The following is a 16,927-nucleotide window of genomic DNA, read 5'->3' on the forward strand; positions in this document are numbered from 1 at the left end:
GCGCCGCCGGGGCCGCCCCAATTCAGGTCGGCGAGCCGGGTTATCGCAAAGGGCTCGACCGAGACGGCGACGGCACCAGCCGATCCGATGGCGGTCCTTCGCCCGGCGCCGGCCGCGCCGCCGCCCGCACCGGCACCCGAGCCGGCAGCCGCACCCACCCCCACCGAGCCGGAGGGCGTCTCGCATCTGGCCAGCCCGGACACGCTGCCACCCGGCACCACCCTGGACCCGACCGGTCGGGGGAACGAGAGCCCGAACATCAGCTACCTGAAGGACCTGTGGCACGCCGTGCAGAGCCAAGAGATCAGCGGTAAGGAAGCGCTGATCATGGGTCTCGCGCAGCGCGGTATGAACACCCCCATCCCGGACCAGGTGCCCGGGCCCAACGTGCCGAACGCGCCGACAGCTCCCGCGTCCCCGGCGCCCGCCCCACCCGCACCGCTCGCACCCGCGCCTCCGGCGCCGACGCCCTAGCGGCAGACTCGTTCCAGCAGCGATCGCACCGTTTGCACGTGCGAATCCTCGATCGTCGACCACAGCCTGCGTGCGAGTGGGTTGTCCTGACGAACAAAGGTTGCAAACAGTAACCCGCCGTCCTGGCGGCGCATCAACAACTCGCCGGGCATGCCGATACGCGAGTGTGCCCCGAGCAGTACGGAATCAGCGTCGCTTGCGCGGATCGGCCACCCGAGGATCGTTCGATCCGACCCGGGGGTTCGCAGCTTGAGTCCGATCGCCGACCACGCCGAGAGCAGTCGGATGCGCATGTGGACCGGTGCGCCTTCCAGCATCGCCCGCATCCACTCTCTGGCGCTGCGGTCGTACGGAGCCTCGACGGCGACCTCGAAGGCATCGGCGTAGTCGATGCGCCCGAGCGTGCTCGCTGACAGGAGCACATCCATCGGGCGGATCTGTTGGACACGGTGTTGGGACGCGTCGGTTCTCGTCATCATTGCCTACTTTCGCGGCGTCGGTTGGCGGTCGGCCGACTGCGCCACAGTCGGCCGATGTCGCGCAGCATAAGCGGATAGACGATCAAGTGGCGGAAGGGCGAGATCGCTGTCAGATACATCCGGCCCATCGCACCGTTGGGCCGGACGAGAACCGCCATCTGCCCGTGGTGAGCACCGGAAGCGCCGGCCACCCAGCCGACATGCAGGACCCCGTGCACAGTCCGGTTGGCGATCTCCATCGCAAACTCGTCCTCGGTCAGGTACAGGGCTGAAAAGTGATCGTGTTCGACGCCGAGTTGTGATGCTGTCGAACGCAATTCGGGCGTGAGCCGGTCCCCCAGCGTCGGGACGCGTGCACCCAGGCCTTCCTGCGGCGTGTCGAGCGCGAACCACCTTCCGAGGGCCCAACGGGCTGCGAACAACGCGCGCACGATGGGCGAAGTTCTGCCGGGGTCGAAACTGCGCCAGAGGCCGACGAGATCACTGAAGTCGTCGCGGCCGCCCGGCGTGGGAAGCGCCCAGACGTCGAGAACTTCGAAATCGGCGGCGATCTCGTGGATGCGCCAAGGCCGGGCCAGGTGCTCGGTGTTGCCGAGTCGCTCACCACCAAACATACACAACTGTATGCTTGAATCCGTCACGCCGTCAAGGCCTTAGGACAGGGGGTTTCCGATGGTGGCTCAGATCCGCACACCGCGGGCCACATGGATCGACGTCGGCCTGGAGGCGTTGGCTGCGGGTGGGCCGGACGCCGTTCGGGTGGACCTGCTCGCGAAGGCATTGGGCGTCACCCGCGGCGGGTTCTATTGGCACTTCACCAACCGAGAGGATTTCCTCGACGCCCTGCTGGAGTCGTGGGAGCACCGCAGCACCGACGACGTGCTCGCCCGGGTCGAGTCCGAGGGCGGAGACGCCAGGGCGAAGGTCCGCAAGGCGGGCCTGCTCACGTTCTCCAAGGAGCTGCTACCGGTCGACCTCGCCGTGCGCGACTGGGCCCGCCGGGATCGAGCGGTGGCCAAGCGGCTGCGCCGCGTGGACAACCGTCGGATGGAGTACCTGCGCGCCCTCATCGGCACTTTCGTCGACGACGCGGCCGATGTCGAGGCCCGCGCCATGCTTGCCTTCTCCTTGGCGATCGGTGCTCACTTCATCGCCGCGGACCACGAGGGCTTGAGCCGACGCGCGGTGCTCGAGCGGGCGACGCAGCGACTGCTCACCGAATGACGTCGCCCCCGGCCGCGGAGCTCAGCGCTACCTGCTGCGAGGGGATCGCCGTGACGCGGGCGGGCACGTGTTTGTGCCACGGGGTGCCCGCGTAGGGGTCACGCCAGTCGCTCGACGTCAACGAGTTCGGCGCCACGCCCGGCGCATTCGCGCGGCCATCTTTGTCGACGAATACGAGCCCGAACCCATTGGGCAGTGACGCATGTCCGGGCAGCATGGCCGTGCTCACCTCGACGGTGGCCTCGGCGCTGCCCGCCGCGGTCGTGATCCGCGCGCGTCCGCCGTTGACGAGTCCGAGCGCCTCGGCATCCTCGACGCTGACCCGCAGGGCGCCGTCGGTGTCGCGTTTGCGCCACGTCGGATCACGAAAGATGTCGTTGGCGGTATAGGCGCGTCGTTCGCCGGCCGACAGCACGATCGGAAACTCCGCATCCACCAGGGACGCGGGTTTTTCCGCGAGCGCTCGCAGCTCGTCGAGCATCTCCGGCATGTGTAGCGCGATCTTGTGGTCGGCGTGACTGATCAGCGCGAAGTCGTCGACGTATTCGTGGACGGTGAAGGTGACACCGGATCGACTCGCCAGGATCGCATCGAAGAGGGCATTGCCGTCCGCGTGTCCCGCACGGCGCACCGCATCGGGATAGGTCATCGCCGCCTTCTGCGCCAACCCCCACAACGCGGCTGCACCGGAAAGGCCCTGTGGCAGTGTGGGTCCCAGTGTCTCGTAGAGCACGAACGGCAACACCTTGCCCAGCATCGGGCTGGCGGCCGCCGCCTGCAGGAAGGCCGCGGCATAGGCGTCGCGGCCTTCCTCTGCCGCCGCGCGGAGGGGCGCCAGATCGGCTTCGTCGACGACGTCGAGCGCCCGCGTGAGCCGGGCCCAGATCTCCGGTTCCGGGAGCGTGCCCTCGAGCGGTTCGAGAAGGGGATGACGCAAGTGGAAGGTGTTGTGCGGGAATTCGAGGTTGAAGAACGTCGACTCACACTTCTCGTACTGGCTCGCCGCCGGCAGGACGTAGTGGGCAAGTCGGGCCGTCTCCGTCATCGCGACGTCGATGACCACCATCAACTCGAGCGACGCGAAAGCCTCACGGCATGCAGTGGAGTCGGCGAGTGAGTGCGCCGGATTGCTGCTCTCGACGATCATCGCGCGGAACCGATCCGGGTGATCGTTCAGGATCTCCTGGGGCACCACGTTGCTCGGGACCAGCCCGCCGACGATCGGCGCTCCGGTGACCGGTGTGCGGCCCACCTCCGGTGTGTGCCGGAACAACGGGCCGAACGACGAATGCAGATGCTGGCCACCGCGTTTGGCGAAGTTGCCGGTCAGAATCCACAGCAGCTTGTTCAGATAGGAGCACAACGTGCTGTTGGGAGCCTGCTGCACGCCCAAATCCTCGAACACCGAGACGCTGGCCGCGATGCCGATTCGGCGGGCAGCGGCGCGGATCAGTTCCTCATCGACACCACAACGCAGCGCATACTCGCCGACCGGGACCTCTTGCAACGCATCCCGGACGGCATTTGCGCCGTGCACATGCTCGGTGAGAAACGTCTCGTCGTAGAGGTTTTCCTGCACCAGGACCGCCGCCAGCGCCGACAGGCACCACGCGTCGGTGCCCGGTCGGACGCGCAGGTGATAGTCGGCCATCTTCGCGGTGTCGGTGACGACCGGGTCGATGACGATCATCGAGCGGCCGGGATCCTTCGCGATCGCGTTGAGCACCGTGCGGGCTCGCGGGAAGCTCTGCGACATCCACGGGTTCTTGCCGACGAAGACCGATACCTCGGCGTGTTCGAACTCACCGCGAGTATGTCCTCCGTAGAGGTGCGCGTCGATCCATGCCTCACCGGTCTTCTCCTGCGCCAAGGCATTCGACCGATAGTGGGATCCGAGCGCTTTGAGGAAGGCCCCGCTGTAGGCGCCGCCAAGGTGATTTCCCTGACCCCCGCCGCCGTAGTAAAAGATCTTGTCGCCACCGTATGTGTCGGCGATGCGCCGGAATCCGGCCGCCACTTCCGTGATCGCGGTGTCCCAGTCGATCTCCTCGTAGCTGCCGTCACTGCGGCGCCGCATGGGCGACGTCAGCCGAGCACGGTTGTTCTGGTAGTGGTCGAGGCGCAACGCCTTGTTGCACGTGTAGCCCTGGGACGCGGGGTGCGCTCTGTCGCCGCGGATCTTGACGAGCCTGCGATCCTCGAGTTGTACGACGATCCCGCAGTTGCATTCACACAGGATGCAGGCCGTCGGATGCCATTCGTCGCTCATCGTTCACCTCTCGTCCGGTGCCGCGGCCTCGAGAAGCGCCCGCAATTGGTTGTGTACGAGTTCGAGTGGTCGCATGTCGCGTGCTGTACGAGCCACGACGATCGCGCCTTCGATGGAGGTCAACACCAGCATCGCCAGTGTCTCGGCGCGCTCGGGGGCGACACCGTCATCGATCAACCGGTCGATCATGAGGCCGTTCCAGCTCGTGAACGCCGCGGCTGCGCGATCGACCACCGGTGCGACGTCGGCCTTGCCGCCCGATTCGACCGCCACCGCGACGACGGGACATCCGGCGCGAAATTCGGTGTCGGCGAGCTGCTTTCGGAATCTGTTCACCAACGCGTCGAGTGCGTCCGCGGCGCTGCCCGCATTCTCGATTCGCGATGCGATATAGGCGCTTGCGTAATCGACGGCTTCACAGAGCAATTGGGTGCGTCCGCCGGGGAAGTAGTGATACGCCGACCCGCGTGGGGCACCGCTGTGCGCGAGCACGTCGGCGATCGCCGTCGGGTGGGCGCCGCGTTCCCGGATCAGGAGCGCCGCGGAGGCGACCATCCGCTCACGATGGTTGGCCATGCGCAAGACCTCTCGTCAAAAAAGTATGTATGTAACCCTACATAATCGCGGCGTCCGCCGACAGCCCTTCGGCGGAAGACGGTGTCACGCGTTCCGGAAGCGCTCCCTGAGCGGCCGAAACCGCCAGGTCAGGACGGGGGAGTCGACGGACTCAACCGGTCCTGAATGTCGTCGATCTTGGCTTCGATGCGCTCGAGATCCTCTGCGTCGACCCTGAACAGCCAATGCTTGGCGCCGAGCAGCAGGATCGCCTGGAAGATCAGCTGCAACCACTCGCTCTGCCAGTTCTCGAACGTGCTCGCAAAGAATTGGTGCAAGTACTCGCCCCACATGAAGGGCTGGCCGTGCTGCTGCTGGGTGCTGGTGAACTCGGCCAGTTGGGTGACGAACTGGCCCACCCAACTACCGATGAACAGCAGAAGTAGCAGATATACGGCGCCCCATCGCCTGAAGTGCCTCATAGCCGATCGAGTACCCAAGGATCATCGGGCCACCCACAGGACGAGGAACGCCGACATGGACGCCAGGCACAGGAGGTGGTCGCGGCAGACGGCACGCGCCAACCTTGTTTGGCGTACCCCGTCGTCGACCCGGCTGCCGAGTCGCCGGGCCGCCGGCACCGTATGCACCGCCGCGAGAACGATCGGCGCCGCGGCCAGCGCCGAGGGAATCAGCAACGACAGAGCGGATTCCTCACACCAACGGACGCCCAGAACGACGAGCAGTACGACCATCACCACCGCGATGACGAGGTTCATTTTCGTCGTCGTCGCACGCCCGTAGTACCCGGCGATCGACGCCAAGACCGGCTCCGGCACCTGTGGCGCCGAGTGGTGGGGTAGGACCTGACTGTCGAAGATCAGGTCCATCCACAAGACGGCGAGAAGGAAGCCGGCGCATGCCGCCGCCGTCAGGTCCATGCGGCGAGCCGCGGGTCAGACCGAAGCGGCCTCGTTGATCTCGTCGAGCCGCCCGGTCGCCTCGAGGTACTCCTGCACCCAGCGCTCGATCACCGTCGCGGTCTTCTCGACCTTGGTGAACTGGCCGACGACCTGACCGATCGGGTTGAACGCCACGTCGACGGACTCGTTCGGGTACTTGTGGGTGGCTGCGACCGCCATCCCGGAAACCATGTACTGCAACGGCATTCCGAGCGGCTTGGGGTTGTTCGGATCCTCCCACGCATCGGTCCAGTCGTTGCGCAGCATCCGCGCGGGCTTACCGGTGAACGAGCGGCTTCGCACGGTGTCCTTGCTGGAGGCCTTGACGTAAGCCTCGTGCTGCACCGGGGTGTTCTCCGACTCCTCGACCATCACCCACTGCGAACCGGTCCAGGCACCTTGCGCGCCGAGCGCGAGTGCCGCCGCGATCTGCTGGCCGCTGCCGATGCCGCCTGCGGCCAGCACCGGCACCGGGGCGACCTCCTTGACGACCTGCGGCCACAGCACGATCGAACCGATCTCGCCGCAGTGCCCACCGGCCTCGCCGCCCTGGGCGATGATGATGTCCACGCCGGCGTCGGCGTGCTTGCGCGCCTGTGACGGCGAGCCGCACAGCGCGGCGACCTTGCGGCCTTCTTCGTGGATGTGATTGATCATGTCGGCGGGGGGAGTGCCGAGCGCATTGGCGATCAGCGTGCACTTCGGGTGCCGCAGCGCGACCTCGACCTGCGGGGTGGCGGTGGCCTCTGTCCAGCCGAGCAGCTGCAACGCGTCGTCGTCGCTGTGGTCGACCGGAACGCCGTGGTCGGCGAGGACCTTCTTGGCGAAGTCGATGTGCTCCTGCGGCACGAGGTCGTTCAGGGTCTTCTTGAGCACCTCGGGATCCATGTCGGCGGCGTCCATGCCCTCGTACTTGTTCGGGATCACGATGTCGACGCCGTAGGGGTGGTCACCGATGTTCTCGTCGATCCACTTGAGCTCGATCTCGAGCTGCTCGGGGGTGTATCCGACCGCGCCGAGCACGCCGAAGCCGCCTGCCTTGCTCACCGCGACGACCACGTCCCGGCAGTGGGTGAACGCGAAGATCGGATATTCGATGCCGAGGTCGTTACAGATCGGGGTGCGCATGCCTGCTCCTTGGTGGTGGGCCGCTCAAATTGAAACGTGTTCTAGTTTAGTACGCGCCGGGGTCGAAAACGAAAGAGACCTCGTAACCATTCGGATCGGCGATCACGACGACCTCTCCTGTTTCGATGAAAGCTCCGCCACCTCGCCAATTCACCGACACTTCGCTTGATGGCCTCAGTCGTATCCGATCAGCCTGCGCAACGACACCCGTTTGCGGTTGCCTGAACCTTCGACCTGGAGTACCGGCCACCCGTGCTCGCCCGCCATCGCGGCGAGGCCGGGGCGGGGGTTCACCGGGCGGGGATTGCCGACCAGAGCCATCAGCACCGCATCCTCGTCGCCGTCGGCGTAGAAGTAACTGCGGTGCAGCTCAACGTCATTGGCCTCACAGAAGGCCTGCACCGCCGTCGACTTGTTGGCTCCCCAGATGACCGGCTTGGTGATCCGGCCGGTGAGCCGACCCGCGTCGTCGACCTCGAAGTGGTTGCACAGAACATGGTTGATTCCGGTGAACCGGGCGACCGGTTCGGCGTGGATGGTCAGCGCCGAGCTGCTGAGAACGACGGTGTGCCCGCGCTGTTGGTGTGCCTGGACGATCTCGTGCATATAGGGAAACACCCGCGCCGCGACCCGCTCGACGAACAGCCGCTCGCCGAGGTCGTCGAGTTCGGCGAGGGATTCACCGCGCAGATACCCGGCCGCACGGGTGAGGAGGCGCTCGAATTGCATGCGGCCCAACCGGTATCGCAGCGACGCTTCGACCACACCGAGCACCTCGCCGATGCGCGCTTGCCTGCGCCGGATGCGGTCGGCAGCATGTGCGGTGGCCGTGAACCCGTCGACGAGCGTGCCGTCGAGATCGAAAAACGCCCCGACGCGGGGATCCTGCGGGCTCGCGGCGATTTCGGCCACAGCGTCCACGGGTACCGCCGGCTGCGCGCTCATAACGGGTTCAGCTTACTGAGCCGCGTACAGCCCCTTACCGGTCACGAGCGGCATGTCCAAGGTGGTCCGGATGCCCGGCGCGGCATCGACGACGTCGGGAATCGCGTTGACGATGCGGCCGGCCGCCGCCAGGATCGCGGCGTAGTTGTGGTCGCCGTTGCGACTGGTGGGGCAGATGTCCATGACGTAGGACGGTTCGCCGGTGATCTCGACGCGGTAGGAGCCGCCGGGTTGTGCGGGCTGGGCCCAGTCCGGTCGCAGGTCTCCGCGCAACCGCGTGACGTGCTCGACGACGATCACCGGGCTGCCCTTGACCATGCCCTCGATCTGGAAGCGCACGGCCGCCACGGTGCCCTTTTTGATGGTGCCGACCGCGACGTCGAAGTCCTCGGGTGCGGGTTCCTGTTCGACGGAGTCCTTGATCTCGTCGACCTCCACGCCGAGGCCCGCCGCGAGCTGCCGGATCGCGGTGCCCCAGGCGATGCTCAGCACCCCAGGCTGATACAGCATCGGCAGATCACCGATCTCATCCGCTATAGGCCTGCCGAAGCCCATCACGTCGAACATCACCGTGGCGCCGTCGTAGCTGGCGTAGTCGGCGATCTCCATCGTGCGGATCTGCTCGATGCTTTGACACGTCCCCGCGAGCGCAAAGGGCAGCAGATCGGTCACGAAGCCCGGATCGACACCGGTCATGAAGACCGTCGAGTTCCCTTCCTGCGCAGCGTCTTCGATGCGTTGTATGTACTTGTCAGGGATCACCTGCCACGGGTACTGCAGCACGCCCAGACCGGAGCCGACGACGTCGATGCCCGCCGCGAGGATCTTGCGGACGTCGGCCATCGCGTCGGGCAACCGGGTGTCGCCCATGGCGCAGTAGACGACGCAGTCCGGCGCGCCCGCGATGATCGTGTCGAGGTCGTCGACCGCGGTCACGCCGGTGGTGACGTCGAGGCCGGCCAACTCTCCGGCGTCCTTGCCGACCTTGGCCTGCGACGAGACCCAGACCCCGGTGAGATCGAATCGCGCGTCGTTGACGAGTTGCTTGAGCGCGAGGCTGCCGCAGTTGCCGGTTCCGATGAGCGCCACTCGTATAGCCATGGCGAGCAGTATGCCGTGCTGACCAGCCAAATTGGAACAGGTTCTAGTTCCCAAGGTGGTGCGGTAGCCTGACGCCCCATGGGACGCGTGGACGACAAAGTGGCACTGATCAGTGGCGGCGCTCGTGGAATGGGTGCCGCCGACGCGCGCGCACTCGTGGCCGAGGGCGCCAAGGTCGTGATCGGCGACATCCTCGACGAGGAGGGTAAGGCGCTGGCCGACGAGATCGGTGACGCGGCCCGCTACGTCCACCTCGACGTCACTCAGGCCGATCAGTGGGAGGCCGCGGTCGCCACCGCGGTCAACGAGTTCGGCAAGCTCAACGTGCTGGTCAACAACGCGGGCACGGTGGCGCTGGGTCAGATCGGCCAATTCGACATGGCCAAGTGGCAGAAGGTCATTGACGTCAACCTCACCGGCACGTTTCTCGGCATGCAGCATTCGGTCGAGGCGATGAAGGCCGCGGGCGGCGGGTCGATCATCAACATCTCGTCGATCGAGGGGTTGCGCGGCGCGGTGATGGTGCACCCGTACGTCGCGTCGAAGTGGGCGGTGCGCGGGCTGACGAAGTCGGCGGCGCTCGAACTCGGCCCGCACAACATTCGCGTCAACTCGGTGCATCCCGGCTTCATCCGCACGCCGATGACCAAGCACTTCCCGGACAACATGTTGCGGATCCCGCTGGGCCGGCCCGGTCAGCCCGATGAGGTGGCGACCTTCGTGGTGTTCCTGGCCAGCGACGAGTCCCGGTATTCGACCGGCGCCGAGTTCGTCATGGACGGCGGGCTCACCAACGACGTCCCGCACAAGTAGCGGTCAGTCGACCGCGGCGAAGTTGACGGTCGCGGTCGCGCCGACCTCGTCGTCGTTGCCGCGGTAGATGTCGACCTGGACCACCACCGAGCGTTTACCCGTGCGCAGGATCCGCGCGACCGCCCTGGCCGGCCCGATCTTGATCGGCCTCAGGTAGCGGATGAACAGGTCCGTAGTGGCGATGGCGTGACCGAACGGGGTGGCCCGGGCGGCGAGTTGTCCGGCGGTCACGTCGGCCATCGTCGCGACCAATCCGCCCTGCAGACCGCCGGCGGTGTTGGTGGTCCGCTCGTCGACGGGCATCTCCATCGTCACGGTGCCGTCGGGGGAGGGCACCTCCGTCAGGCCGAGTTGATCGAACAACTCGCGAAGCGACTTGGGTGCCGTCATGGGTAATGACATTACCGCCGTGCACCGCCGCGGTGTCGGGTGCGTAGTGTCGTAGTTCGTGAGCGCACGCGCGGGCATCGTCGTCACCGGTACGGAGGTCCTGACGGGCCGGGTGCAGGACCTCAACGGACCCTGGCTCGCCGACCGGCTGCTGGAGTTGGGTGTCGAGCTGGCGCACATCACGATGTGCGGCGACCGGCCCGGCGACATCGAGGCCCAGCTGCGGTTCCTGGCCGCCGAGGGTGTGGACCTCATCATCACCAGCGGCGGCCTCGGCCCGACCGCCGACGATATGACGGTCGAGACCGTGGCCCGGTTCACCGGCCGAAAGTTGGTGTTGGACAAGCGACTCGAGCGCAAGATCGGCGACATCGTGTCGCGGCTGATGGCCCGCTTTCCCGACGTCGACCCCGAGGCGATCCAGGCGGCCAACCGCAAACAGGCCCTGATCCCCGACGGCGCCGACGTGATCGACCCGGTGGGCACCGCGCCGGGTGTCGTCGTCCCCGGCACGCCGACGGTCGTCGTGCTGCCCGGCCCGCCACGCGAGCTGCAGCCGATGTGGCCGCTGGCGTTGCAAACCGCCGCCGTGCAGGAGGCGATCGCCGGCCGCACGGCGTACCGCCAGGAGATGGTGCGGATGTTCGGGGTCCCCGAGTCCGGTCTCGCCGACACGCTGCGCGACGCCGAGCGCGACATCGCCGGCTTCGAACGGCTCGAGATCACCACCTGTCTGCGGCGCGGTGAACTCGAGATCGTCACCCGTTACGAGCCCGAAGCAGCGCAGACCTACACCGAGCTGATGACTCTGCTGCGCGATCGCCACGGCGATGCGCTGTTCTCCGAGGACGGATCCCGCGTCGACGAGCAGGTCGCGCGGCTGCTGACCGGCCGACGCATCGCGACCGCCGAGTCGTGCACCGGTGGACTGCTGGCGGCGCGGCTGACCGATCTCGCGGGCTCGTCGGCGTACGTCGCCGGTGCGGTGGTGGCCTACGCGAACGACGCCAAGAGCGAACTGCTCGGCGTCGACCCCACGCTGATCGTCGAACACGGCGCGGTGTCCGAACCTGTCGCCGAGGCGATGGCCGCCGGCGCGCTGAGCCGGTTCAAAGCCGACACCGCCATCGCGATCACCGGCATCGCCGGCCCGGGCGGCGGTACCGCCGACAAGCCGGTCGGCACGGTCTGCTTCAGCCTCAAGCTGGCCGACGGCACCGTCGTCACCCGCTCGATGCGGATGCCCGGTGACCGCGCCGACATCCGCGAGCGGTCCACCACCGTCGCGATGCACCTGCTGCGCCGAGCATTGAGCTGACCGGTGCGCGTCCGAAGCCTCCTGCAGCGGTGCCACGCCGATCGGCTAACGTACGGGTCCGACACAGGAGGAGTACCGATGGCGGAAAACGCGCGCGAAGAGCTGTCCGAACGCGCCGTCGAGGCCGGATGGGACCGCAGAGACGCGGACCGTACCGACTACTACACGCGCAGTCCGGTGCGTATCCACGTGATCTGGCAGGGCAATGACGCGATCAGCGGCGGCGCGCTGTACCACGACGACATCCTCATGGCCTACAGCCGCGACCTCCCCACGGTGTCGGGCTGGTTGGCCCGCAGCCGCTGACGATCGCCGCGGTCAGGACCGCGGCTTCTGTTCGTCCCACACCTTCAACATTGTCTGCAGGATCTCCTCTGCGCGGCCGAGGCCGGCGAGGTGACTTTCGCCGGGCATCGTGGACAGCTCGGCGTCGCGGAGCCTCGAGACGACGTGCTCACCGTGGCGGAACGGAACGATGTGGTCGGCGTCGCCGTGCCACCAGCGCACCGGCACCGTGATCTCGTCGAGCCGGAAGCCCCAGTCGTGGGCGAAGACGACGATGTCGGAGAACGGGGCCGCCAATTGCTTGCGGCTGCCGTTGAGCAGGTCGTCGAGGAACATCGCCTTGATCTCCGGCCGGGCCAGCAACCGGCGGTCGGCCTCGGGTGACACGCGCCCGTAGAGGTCGGTGATGGGGGAGGCGACCGGTTTGATGAACCGGATCAGAGCCGAGGCCAGCAGCCCGACCGGGATCCCCGCGTACTGCAGCAGCGGCGCGACACGCGTGCCGAGGTTGCCCATGAGGCCGCCGGGGATCGCGTCGGGGCCGACGGTGGGGGCGACGCCGCCGATCACGCCCGCGACCACGACGCGGTCGGGCAGCGCGGCGGCGCACCCGAGCGTGTACGGGCCGCCACCGGACAGGCCGACGACAGCCATCTTGTCGATGCCCAGGGTGTCGGCGATCGTGCGTAGATCGTCGGCGAAATCGACGACCCGTTCGTATCGATGCGGGGTCGACGACCCGATGCCGGGACGGTCGAGCCCGATCAGCCGGATGTTCGCCTTCTCGGCGTAGACGCGGGCCTCCATCGGGATCTGACGGCGAGCCCCCGGGGTGCCGTGCAACCAGAAGACGGCACGACCCTGCGGGTCGCCGAACTCGGCGAATCCGATGCGGCGGTCCTCACCGACAGCGACGTTGCCCTCGAGCTTGGGGCGGGCGATTGCGACAACCATGGCGGAAGTGTCTCATGACGCTTGGAGGCGTTTTCGCTATGCCACCCGAAATACGTATGCCGCCGCGGTGGTGACTCGGTCGTCGGCGCCCTCGTCGTGCATCAGCACCCGCACGGCCACGGTGCCGTCGGCCCCGCGGACCGGTTCGGTGTCCACCCGGAACGGACCGGCCTTGCCGCGCGCCATGAACATCACGTGGCAGGACACTCCGTGCAGACGGTCGGTGCCCGCGGCGGCTGCCGCGGCGTCGATGGCGGCGGTCTCGAGGATGACGAACTGGGGTCCGACGTGCAGCGCCGCGTCGGGCGACGCGACCTCGGCCGACAACTCCGGGAGACCCCAGCGGCCGTCGGGTCGGCGGCGGCCACCGAAAACCTGCCACAGCGGCGGCAGGTCGGGGGAATCGACGATATTGAGCGGATTGGCCTCCATCCGCTCCAGTCCCTCGGGCGGAACGCCGATGCTGACGCCTTGCCCCTCGATCAGGGCGAGCACGCGATCCGGGTTGTCGGCGTCGACGATCTTGGCGCGGCTGTATCCCATCTGGCGGCCGACCCGCAGTTCCTCGGACACCACCTCGAAGCACGTGACATCGCGGCCCGGGTCGAGGATCTGGCAGGAGTGGATGACCGGGTTCGGCACCGCCTCCAGGTCCGACATGTGCCCGCTCTCGGGGGCCGAAATGCCCAGCACGGCGAACAGCAGACCGCCGGCCGCGTCGCGCATATCACGGCGCACGGCGACGGTGTTGTCCTCTTCGACGAGGTCCATCTGGGCGTAGCTGCGGCCGATGTAGCGATAGCTCAGCAATCCGCCCCAGCGCCGGCGCAGTTCCTCTGCATACTCCTCGGGTGAATCGGACAGCTCGCGGATATCGCGCAGCACGCAAACTCCTATATGAGGTGACGCCGACGGCGGTTTACAGCAGTCGACGAGGCGACACTTCCATCTGGTAACCGGCGGGGAACGTCATCTCGATCACCCGCAGTTCGTCGTGGGCCTTCGACTCGAGTTCGAGGACGACACATCCCTCGCCCAGGTCCTTGGCCTCCAACACCGTGTAATGCTGACCGCCACCGTTGACGTCGACGACGGGGTCCCCTGAGCGCAGTGCCTCGACCGCTACCAGGCCGGGGGCTTTTGCCGGGTGTGTTTCCACGCGACCCACGGTAAGCCAAATTGCCCGAGCGCTCGGGTGTTTCAGCCGACCGCCATGGTGTAGGCGACGCCGCCGATGACGAAGGTGGCCAGGCAAAGCCCGAATGTTCCCAAGGCGAACGGCCAGCCGGGCGCACGCCGCACCAGCTGTACGACGGTCGCGATCAGTCCGGCCACGCCGATCGCGCCCGCCAACAGGACGGCGGTGAAGACCGCGTTGACGGCGCCTTCCTCGCTGCAGGTCTCGGGCGGGCAGTGGTCCAGGAAGGCCAGCGAGAACAGTCCGAAGAACGCCCCGACGGCGATCATCCCGGCGGTGATCACCAGCGCGACCACCGACGCCGCGATGTCGGCGCCGGACACCGGCCGCTTGTACGGCTGCGGCGGCGGATAGCCGGGATAGCTCGGTTGGACCATGACCGCAGATGCTAGCGACGCGATGCGCAGTTTCCCGTCGAAACGCCTGGACATGGACGATCATGGCGTCATCGAGCCAGCCAGCAGGGAGACGTCCATGGACAGCACGATGCAGGACTATCCGCTCACCCTGACGACGATCCTGCGACACGGTACGGGGTGGCACTCCGGCCGCAAGGTGATCACCGCCACCGGCGACGGGTCACGCGAGACCAGTTACGGCGAGCTCGGCAGCCGGGTCGCTCAGTTGGCCCACGGGTTGCGCGGTCTCGGCATCACCGGGGATCAACGCGTCGGCACCTTCATGTGGAACAACCAGGAGCACTTGGAGGCGTACTTCGCCGCGCCGTGCATGGGCGCGGTGCTGCACACACTCAACATCCGCTTGTCCGGTGAGCAGGTCGCGTTCATCGCCAACCAGGCCGAGGATTCCGTTGTGCTGGTGGACATGTCGCTCGCGAAGTTGTTCGCGCCGATATTGCCGCAGCTGACGACCGTGCACACCGTGGTCGCTGTGGGGGAGGGCGACATCTCCGAACTGGCCGCTGCGGGTGTCGAGGTAATTCGCTACGACGAGCTGATCGCGGGGCAACCCCTCGAGTACGACTGGCCCCTTCTCGACGAAAGAAGCGCCGCCGCAATGTGTTACACCAGCGGCACGACCGGCAATCCGAAGGGCGTCGTCTACAGTCACCGCTCCGCATTCCTGCACTCGATGGCTGTCTGCAGCGGCAACAGCATCGGCCTGGTCGACGGCGACCGCGTATTGACCGTCGTCCCCATGTTCCACGCGAACGCGTGGGGTCAGCCGTATGCAGCCGTGATGGCCGGCGCGGATCTGGTGCTGCCGGACCGGTTTCTGCAGGCGGCTCCGCTGGTCGACATGATCGAGCGGCACCGCCCGACCATGTCGGCGGCGGTACCGACGATCTGGAACGACGTGCTCAATTACCTGCACGCCAATCCGGACCGCGACATCTCCTCGCTGCGCACCGTCTGCTGCGGCGGATCGGCGGTGCCGTTGGCAATGATGAGGGAGTACCAGGAGCGCTTCGGCGTGGTGATCCGGCAGGGCTGGGGCATGACCGAAACCTCCCCGCTGGCGGCGATCGCGAACCCGCCGCCGGAGGTGACCGGCGCCGATCACTGGACGTTGCGGGCCACCGCGGGACGCGCGATGTGCGGCGTCGAGATCCGCATCGTCGACGACGACGGCGCGGTCCTGCCCAGCGACGGGAAAGCAGTGGGCGAGATCGAGATTCGTGGCCCGTGGATCACCGGCTCGTACTACCACAATGCCGACCCCTCCAAATTTGACGACGGCTGGCTGCGCACCGGCGACGTCGGCAGGATCGACCCGCAGGGTTTCATCACGCTGACCGACCGCGCCAAGGACGTGATCAAGTCCGGCGGTGAATGGATCTCGTCCGTGGAGTTGGAACTGCGGATCATGGACCACCCCGCGGTGTTCGAGGCCGCGGTCGTCGCCGTCCCCGACGAGCGTTGGCAGGAGCGGCCGTTGGCGGCGGTGGTCGTCGACGGCGACGCCTCGCTCACGCCGGAGGAGCTACGGAATCATCTGGGCGACAACGTGCCCCGGTTCTGGCTGCCCGAACGCTGGGCCTTCATCGACGAGGTGCCCAAGACCAGCGTCGGCAAGTTCGACAAGAAACTCATCAGGGCGCGGTACGCGGAAGGCGTTTACGACGTCGTCGAATATCGCGACTGATCGCCGTCACGCGAAGGACGGGCGAACCGGTCCGGTGCGGGTGACGGGTGGTTTACGGTAGCGACGAACGTCAATCCCGTAGGTGCAGCGCACCGCCGCGGACGAGGAACGAGGATGAAGACATGCGCCGACCGATCCGATTGATGGCTTCGGCCGCGGCTTTCATGACCGCGGCGCCCGTCGGGCTTCTCACCGGCGCCGGCATCGCGAAGGCTGACACGTTCGTTCCGATGAACCAGGTATCCCGACGCTGCGATTACAGCGAAACCGACTACAACGGTCCCACCGGATATGCGCGGGCCACAAACGTCGTGAGCACGAACGGCTCGGATGTGACCGCGAACGTCAACCTCGATGTGGCGATACCCAACATGCGCTACGACGTCAGGCTCATCCAGCTTCCGCGCCCGTCGTCGGCCCCTTGCCTCGGCGGGGACCCCGGTGTCGTCATGGCACCGTTGCAGACCGACGGCGTCGGGCACGGCTCCGTCAGCCTTCACGACAGCGTCGAGCCGGGTGCGACGGGAGTGTGGGTGTGGATCACTCGGCCCGACCCGTTCTCGCAGAATCCCGCGGAGACGAGTTGACCGTCGTCTTCGACGCCTGACCGAACGCGTCAGATCTTGACGATCATGTCGCTGGTGTAGAACTCCGCGGGATTCTGCGAGAACGGGTCGGGCCGAGTGATCCACACCCACACTCCCGTCGCACCCGGCTCGACGCCGG

22 protein-coding genes are annotated in these 16,927 nt (G+C 67.0%); 8 read left to right on the forward strand and 14 right to left on the reverse strand.

Going from position 1 to position 16,927, the window contains the following annotated elements; all coding sequences use genetic code 11:
- Positions 1–20 precede the first annotated feature (20 nt).
- Entirely contained in the window at positions 21–314 is a 294-nt protein-coding gene (locus A5698_RS29955) for an excalibur calcium-binding domain-containing protein (RefSeq protein WP_502688885.1), read from the forward strand.
- Positions 289–474 carry a hypothetical protein gene (locus tag A5698_RS29960; RefSeq protein WP_502688884.1) on the forward strand — a complete coding sequence of 62 codons (186 nt, stop codon included), beginning with the start codon at positions 289–291 and terminating at the stop codon, positions 472–474. Before A5698_RS29955 ends, A5698_RS29960 begins: the two co-directional genes overlap by 26 nt.
- Here A5698_RS29960 and A5698_RS07740 read toward each other — a convergent pair.
- Positions 471–950, reverse strand: coding sequence for a hypothetical protein (locus A5698_RS07740; RefSeq protein WP_068295275.1), 480 nt, complete (start codon positions 948–950; stop codon positions 471–473). The two genes, A5698_RS29960 and A5698_RS07740, sit on opposite strands and share 4 nt — an antisense overlap.
- Complete coding sequence (locus A5698_RS07745) at positions 950–1,567, reverse strand: DUF2867 domain-containing protein (protein ID WP_068295257.1); 618 nt, start codon at positions 1,565–1,567, stop codon at positions 950–952. Before A5698_RS07745 ends, A5698_RS07740 begins: the two co-directional genes overlap by 1 nt.
- A gap of 58 nt (positions 1,568–1,625) precedes the next feature.
- Here A5698_RS07745 and A5698_RS07750 point away from each other — a divergent pair, with 58 nt between their 5' ends.
- On the forward strand, positions 1,626–2,177 hold the full coding sequence (locus A5698_RS07750) for a TetR/AcrR family transcriptional regulator (protein ID WP_067085910.1): 552 nt from the start codon (positions 1,626–1,628) through the stop codon (positions 2,175–2,177).
- On the opposite strand, the gene A5698_RS07755 is transcribed toward A5698_RS07750, so the two are convergent.
- The 7 genes from A5698_RS07755 to A5698_RS07785 form a co-directional block, all read right to left on the reverse strand.
- Positions 2,167–4,446 carry a molybdopterin-dependent oxidoreductase gene (locus tag A5698_RS07755; protein WP_068295260.1) on the reverse strand — a complete coding sequence of 760 codons (2,280 nt, stop codon included), beginning with the start codon at positions 4,444–4,446 and terminating at the stop codon, positions 2,167–2,169. The genes A5698_RS07750 and A5698_RS07755 overlap by 11 nt on opposite strands.
- A gap of 3 nt (positions 4,447–4,449) precedes the next feature.
- Entirely contained in the window at positions 4,450–5,022 is a 573-nt protein-coding gene (locus A5698_RS07760; RefSeq protein WP_067085915.1) for a TetR/AcrR family transcriptional regulator, read from the reverse strand.
- A 128-nt stretch (positions 5,023–5,150) separates the two neighbouring features.
- The gene (locus A5698_RS07765) at positions 5,151–5,483 is read right to left on the reverse strand and encodes a DUF6766 family protein (RefSeq protein ID WP_067085918.1); all 333 of its coding nucleotides are present in this window, start codon (positions 5,481–5,483) and stop codon (positions 5,151–5,153) included.
- A 21-nt stretch (positions 5,484–5,504) separates the two neighbouring features.
- Positions 5,505–5,942, reverse strand: a complete 438-nt coding sequence (locus tag A5698_RS07770; RefSeq protein WP_067085921.1) for a hypothetical protein — start codon at positions 5,940–5,942, stop codon at positions 5,505–5,507.
- A 15-nt stretch (positions 5,943–5,957) separates the two neighbouring features.
- A complete protein-coding gene (locus A5698_RS07775; protein ID WP_067085923.1) occupies positions 5,958–7,091 on the reverse strand; it encodes a nitronate monooxygenase in 1,134 nt (377 codons plus the stop codon).
- 174 nt (positions 7,092–7,265) lie between these two features.
- Positions 7,266–8,036, reverse strand: coding sequence for an HAD family hydrolase (locus A5698_RS07780; RefSeq protein ID WP_067085925.1), 771 nt, complete (start codon positions 8,034–8,036; stop codon positions 7,266–7,268).
- A 12-nt stretch (positions 8,037–8,048) separates the two neighbouring features.
- Positions 8,049–9,137 (reverse strand): NAD(P)H-dependent amine dehydrogenase family protein, encoded by a 1,089-nt coding sequence (locus A5698_RS07785; RefSeq protein ID WP_067085928.1) that lies wholly within the window; start codon positions 9,135–9,137, stop codon positions 8,049–8,051.
- Positions 9,138–9,215: 78 nt separating this feature from the next.
- On the opposite strand from A5698_RS07785, the gene A5698_RS07790 reads away from it, so the two are divergent.
- Entirely contained in the window at positions 9,216–9,950 is a 735-nt protein-coding gene (locus tag A5698_RS07790; protein ID WP_067085931.1) for a glucose 1-dehydrogenase, read from the forward strand.
- A 3-nt stretch (positions 9,951–9,953) separates the two neighbouring features.
- Here the strand turns inward: A5698_RS07790 and A5698_RS07795 are convergent, their stop codons facing one another.
- A complete protein-coding gene (locus tag A5698_RS07795; protein ID WP_067085934.1) occupies positions 9,954–10,340 on the reverse strand; it encodes a PaaI family thioesterase in 387 nt (128 codons plus the stop codon).
- A 58-nt stretch (positions 10,341–10,398) separates the two neighbouring features.
- On the opposite strand from A5698_RS07795, the gene A5698_RS07800 reads away from it, so the two are divergent.
- Together A5698_RS07800 and A5698_RS07805 are read left to right on the forward strand one after the other, a co-directional pair.
- Positions 10,399–11,658, forward strand: a complete 1,260-nt coding sequence (locus tag A5698_RS07800) for a competence/damage-inducible protein A (protein WP_068295266.1) — start codon at positions 10,399–10,401, stop codon at positions 11,656–11,658.
- A gap of 78 nt (positions 11,659–11,736) precedes the next feature.
- A complete protein-coding gene (locus A5698_RS07805) occupies positions 11,737–11,964 on the forward strand; it encodes a hypothetical protein (RefSeq protein WP_068295267.1) in 228 nt (75 codons plus the stop codon).
- 12 nt (positions 11,965–11,976) lie between these two features.
- On the opposite strand, the gene A5698_RS07810 is transcribed toward A5698_RS07805, so the two are convergent.
- Genes A5698_RS07810 through A5698_RS07825 form a run of 4 tightly spaced genes read right to left on the reverse strand, consistent with a single transcriptional unit; the run spans position 11,977 to position 14,472 of the window.
- Positions 11,977–12,897, reverse strand: coding sequence for an alpha/beta fold hydrolase (locus A5698_RS07810; protein WP_068295268.1), 921 nt, complete (start codon positions 12,895–12,897; stop codon positions 11,977–11,979).
- A 36-nt stretch (positions 12,898–12,933) separates the two neighbouring features.
- Entirely contained in the window at positions 12,934–13,782 is an 849-nt protein-coding gene (locus A5698_RS07815; RefSeq protein WP_068295270.1) for a hypothetical protein, read from the reverse strand.
- Positions 13,783–13,816: 34 nt separating this feature from the next.
- Positions 13,817–14,056: a hypothetical protein gene (locus tag A5698_RS07820; RefSeq protein WP_067285624.1), complete on the reverse strand. Its 240-nt coding sequence runs from the start codon at positions 14,054–14,056 to the stop codon at positions 13,817–13,819.
- Positions 14,057–14,097: 41 nt separating this feature from the next.
- A complete protein-coding gene (locus A5698_RS07825; RefSeq protein WP_067085953.1) occupies positions 14,098–14,472 on the reverse strand; it encodes a hypothetical protein in 375 nt (124 codons plus the stop codon).
- Between the two features lie 97 nt (positions 14,473–14,569).
- On the opposite strand from A5698_RS07825, the gene A5698_RS07830 reads away from it, so the two are divergent.
- A complete protein-coding gene (locus A5698_RS07830) occupies positions 14,570–16,201 on the forward strand; it encodes a fatty acid--CoA ligase (RefSeq protein WP_068295277.1) in 1,632 nt (543 codons plus the stop codon).
- 122 nt (positions 16,202–16,323) lie between these two features.
- Positions 16,324–16,788, forward strand: a complete 465-nt coding sequence (locus tag A5698_RS07835; RefSeq protein ID WP_068295272.1) for a hypothetical protein — start codon at positions 16,324–16,326, stop codon at positions 16,786–16,788.
- The last annotated feature ends 139 nt before the right edge of the window (positions 16,789–16,927 follow it).

The organism is Mycobacterium sp. E136, assembly GCF_001666865.1.
Classification (GTDB): Bacteria; Actinomycetota; Actinomycetes; order Mycobacteriales; family Mycobacteriaceae; genus Mycobacterium.

Bases quoted from the DNA above. Each gene is read 5' to 3' on its own strand.
- A5698_RS07740 (WP_068295275.1), bottom strand. From the start codon at position 950: ATGACGAGAACCGACGCGTCCCAACACCGTGTCCAACAGATCCGCCCG.
- A5698_RS07745 (WP_068295257.1), bottom strand. From the start codon at position 1,567: ATGTTTGGTGGTGAGCGACTCGGCAACACCGAGCACCTGGCCCGGCCT.
- A5698_RS07750 (WP_067085910.1), top strand. From the start codon at position 1,626: ATGGTGGCTCAGATCCGCACACCGCGGGCCACATGGATCGACGTCGGC.
- A5698_RS07755 (WP_068295260.1), bottom strand. From the start codon at position 4,446: ATGAGCGACGAATGGCATCCGACGGCCTGCATCCTGTGTGAATGCAAC.
- A5698_RS07760 (WP_067085915.1), bottom strand. From the start codon at position 5,022: ATGGCCAACCATCGTGAGCGGATGGTCGCCTCCGCGGCGCTCCTGATC.
- A5698_RS07765 (WP_067085918.1), bottom strand. From the start codon at position 5,483: ATGAGGCACTTCAGGCGATGGGGCGCCGTATATCTGCTACTTCTGCTG.
- A5698_RS07770 (WP_067085921.1), bottom strand. From the start codon at position 5,942: ATGGACCTGACGGCGGCGGCATGCGCCGGCTTCCTTCTCGCCGTCTTG.
- A5698_RS07775 (WP_067085923.1), bottom strand. From the start codon at position 7,091: ATGCGCACCCCGATCTGTAACGACCTCGGCATCGAATATCCGATCTTC.
- A5698_RS07780 (WP_067085925.1), bottom strand. From the start codon at position 8,036: ATGAGCGCGCAGCCGGCGGTACCCGTGGACGCTGTGGCCGAAATCGCC.
- A5698_RS07785 (WP_067085928.1), bottom strand. From the start codon at position 9,137: ATGGCTATACGAGTGGCGCTCATCGGAACCGGCAACTGCGGCAGCCTC.
- A5698_RS07790 (WP_067085931.1), top strand. From the start codon at position 9,216: ATGGGACGCGTGGACGACAAAGTGGCACTGATCAGTGGCGGCGCTCGT.
- A5698_RS07795 (WP_067085934.1), bottom strand. From the start codon at position 10,340: ATGACGGCACCCAAGTCGCTTCGCGAGTTGTTCGATCAACTCGGCCTG.
- A5698_RS07805 (WP_068295267.1), top strand. From the start codon at position 11,737: ATGGCGGAAAACGCGCGCGAAGAGCTGTCCGAACGCGCCGTCGAGGCC.
- A5698_RS07810 (WP_068295268.1), bottom strand. From the start codon at position 12,897: ATGGTTGTCGCAATCGCCCGCCCCAAGCTCGAGGGCAACGTCGCTGTC.
- A5698_RS07825 (WP_067085953.1), bottom strand. From the start codon at position 14,472: ATGGTCCAACCGAGCTATCCCGGCTATCCGCCGCCGCAGCCGTACAAG.
- A5698_RS07830 (WP_068295277.1), top strand. From the start codon at position 14,570: ATGGACAGCACGATGCAGGACTATCCGCTCACCCTGACGACGATCCTG.
- A5698_RS07835 (WP_068295272.1), top strand. From the start codon at position 16,324: ATGCGCCGACCGATCCGATTGATGGCTTCGGCCGCGGCTTTCATGACC.